The sequence below is a fragment of the Methylibium sp. genome, assembly GCF_013817365.1.
Lineage (GTDB): Bacteria > Pseudomonadota > Gammaproteobacteria > Burkholderiales > Burkholderiaceae_C > Methylibium.
In genome coordinates this window covers 3230-5903 of sequence record NZ_JACDCU010000265.1, presented here as the reverse complement: position 1 = coordinate 5903, position 2674 = coordinate 3230, and the positions used below count along the sequence as shown (strand labels likewise).

Sequence of the window (2674 nt, the reverse complement as noted above, 5' to 3'; positions counted from 1 at the left end):
GCTTCAGCCCATACCGAAGACGAGCCGGCTGGTGGCCAAGTCATCGACCTGATGGCCGCACTGCAAGCCAGCTTGGGCAAGAAGCCGGCTGGCGGTGCTCCCGCGAAAGCGCCGGCGAAGGCGGCTCCATCGAACGTCACGACGATGCAAGGAGCCAAGGAGCGCAAGGGTGTCAAGCGTGCGCCGAAATCGGCTGAGCCCGTGGCCGCGCCTGCCTCGACGCCGGCACGGGCCCGAGCGAAAAAGTGACCGGGCCGCCACACGAAGCTCCGTTCACCCTGAAGCGTGTCCAGGAGATGCTGGGCCTCTCCCGAACCGTCGTGACGGGGCTCATCGGAGCAGGATTCGTGTCTCCCACGCGCGGCGCTCGAAACGAACATCGCTTCTCATTCCAGGACCTGATGCTCTTGCGTACCGCCTATGCGCTGCAGCAGGCCAAGGTTGCGCCCCGCAAAATCTTGCGAGCGCTGACGAAGCTCCAAGCGAACCTGCCGGACGAACTCCCGCTCACGGGCCTGCGCATTACCGCGGTGGGAGCGAACGTGGTCGTACGTGACCGACTGGGGCCTTGGGATGCCGACTCGGGACAGCTGCTCATGGACTTCGAGGTGGCCCCGGTCGCTGGTTCCGTTGCCTTCCTGCAGCCACGCTCGGGTGAGCCGCCTCGCGAACATGAGGCTTGGTTCGAGCGCGGAGAGCAGGCTGAGGAGACCGACCCGAAGGCAGCCGAAGCGGCATATCGCCAGGCAGTTGCTCTGTCGCCAGCTTACGTGCATGCCTACTTGAACCTCGGTGCGCTGCTCTGCGAGGCGCGTCGATGCGATGAAGCGGTCGAGCTTTACGAAGCCGCGCTGCAGCACGGCGCCGAAGACCCGCTCTTGCATTTCAACCACGCCATCGCCCTTGAAGACCAAGGCAAGCCGAAGGAAGCGCTTGCGAGCTATGAGCGTGCCTTGGTGCTGAACCCCGACCTAGCTGACGCGCATTACAACGCCGGGCGGCTCCAGCAAAGCCTTGGCGACGAGCGTGGAGCCTTGCGTCACTTTAGCGCTTACCGTCGCCTCGAGCGAAGCGAGCACTTGTGAGCAGCCTACTTGGCCTTGCCCTTGAGATGCCGCTCCACGGCGTCAGCGTTAGTGCCCACCACCTTGACAGCCGCTTTCAGTTCATCAGGAGTCACGCCGAACTTCTTGGACCAGTCGCGAAGCTCGTAGTCTTGGTTCACGTCGATGCGCGTGCGGTCCTGTCCGCCGGATTTACCTTTGTCGTCAGCCATGTCTGTCTCCTTAGAAGTTTGCTCGGGAAAGGTACGAGTTTCCTGGGCAAATGGTTGAACGCGCCGGTTATGGCCGCAGCCCGCGAGCGCGAGTTGTTGCCGGTTCAATCCTACAGGGACCTGTGGATAGGGCCTCTTCGGGGCGGCCTCGCCGCTGCTTAAGCTGACGTCATGCCAACCGCTGCTGTCGCTACCGGTCCGCTGGCCCGTTACTGGGCCAAGCGAGACTTCGCCGTCACGTCCGAGCCTCGCGGCGAGACTGCCCCACCCGGTGAGGCCCTTTCTTTCGTCATCCAGAAGCATGCGGCTTCGAGGTTGCACTACGACTTCCGACTCGAGCTGGACGGCGTGCTCATATCCTGGGCGGTACCGAAAGGCCCGAGCTACGACCCGGCGGACAAGCGGATGGCCATCCATGTCGAGGACCACCCGCTTTCCTACGGGACGTTCGAGGGGACGATTCCGCCCAAGCAGTACGGAGCCGGCACGGTCATTGTTTGGGACAACGGCACGTGGGAGCCGGTCGGTGACCCGAACGAAGGGATAACCAAGGGAAAGCTGGTCTTCCGCATGCACGGTCAGAAGATGGCGGGCCTGTGGGAGCTAGTGAAGATTGCCAAAGGCGGCGAAAAGCAAGAGCCGTGGATTCTCTTCAAGAAGCGCGACGAGTTCGCGCGCCCCAAGGCGGAGTACGACGTGGTGAGGGCGCTACCGGACAGCGTCATTGCGAAGCCACTGCCGACGCGTGCGCCAAGGACAACCACGGCACTGAAGTCAGCCGCACCGGTGGTGAAGAAAGCGTCGAAGCGAGCGAGCTCGCGCGCCGACTCAATCGTCCCGGGCGCGGTTCAAGCTCCGCTGCCCGACAAACTCACGCCCCAACTTGCGACGCTCGCGACGGGTGTGCCGCTCACCGGGACCTGGCTGTACGAAATCAAGTTCGACGGCTACCGCATCATGGCGCGTATCGACAAGGGCAAAGCCACCCTTGTCACACGCGGCGGACACGACTGGTCCGCGAAGATGCCTGGATTGGTCAAGGAGCTCGAGCAGCTCGGCCTTCAATCGGCTTGGCTCGACGGCGAAATCGTCGTCTTGGGCGACAACGGCGCTCCCGACTTCAACGCACTGCAGAAGTCATTCGACCATCGCACCAGCAGCGCCGGCATCGTCTACTTCCTGTTCGACGTGCCCTTTTTCGGGGGCTACGACCTTCGCAATGTCGAACTGGTGCACCGCCGCCAGGTGCTTCGGACGCTGCTCGAGGACAAAGGGACAGAGCATGTCCGATTCAGCGCCGACTTCGAAGCCGACCCGGCTTCCATCTTGACCTCGGCCGGAACGTGTCAATGACTTTGCGCCACCCGGCGTCATGAATTTACTGTGCAAGGCTGTGAT

Annotated in this window: 3 protein-coding genes and 1 pseudogene; 3 read left to right on the top strand and 1 reads right to left on the bottom strand. The window is 63.0% G+C overall.

All coding sequences use genetic code 11. The features are described 5' to 3' along the window. A pseudogene (locus H0W38_RS15070) lies at positions 1-249 on the top strand (hypothetical protein); the annotation flags it as partial. Positions 250-296: 47 nt separating this feature from the next. After that, entirely contained in the window at positions 297-1085 is a 789-nt protein-coding gene (locus H0W38_RS15065) for a tetratricopeptide repeat protein (protein ID WP_292455482.1), read from the top strand. A gap of 5 nt (positions 1086-1090) precedes the next feature. Here the strand turns inward: H0W38_RS15065 and H0W38_RS15060 are convergent, their stop codons facing one another. After that, entirely contained in the window at positions 1091-1276 is a 186-nt protein-coding gene (locus H0W38_RS15060) for a DUF3606 domain-containing protein (RefSeq protein WP_292455481.1), read from the bottom strand. 171 nt (positions 1277-1447) lie between these two features. Here H0W38_RS15060 and H0W38_RS15055 point away from each other — a divergent pair, with 171 nt between their 5' ends. Further along, a complete protein-coding gene (locus H0W38_RS15055; RefSeq protein WP_367162180.1) occupies positions 1448-2629 on the top strand; it encodes a DNA polymerase ligase N-terminal domain-containing protein in 1182 nt (393 codons plus the stop codon). Positions 2630-2674 lie beyond the last annotated feature (45 nt).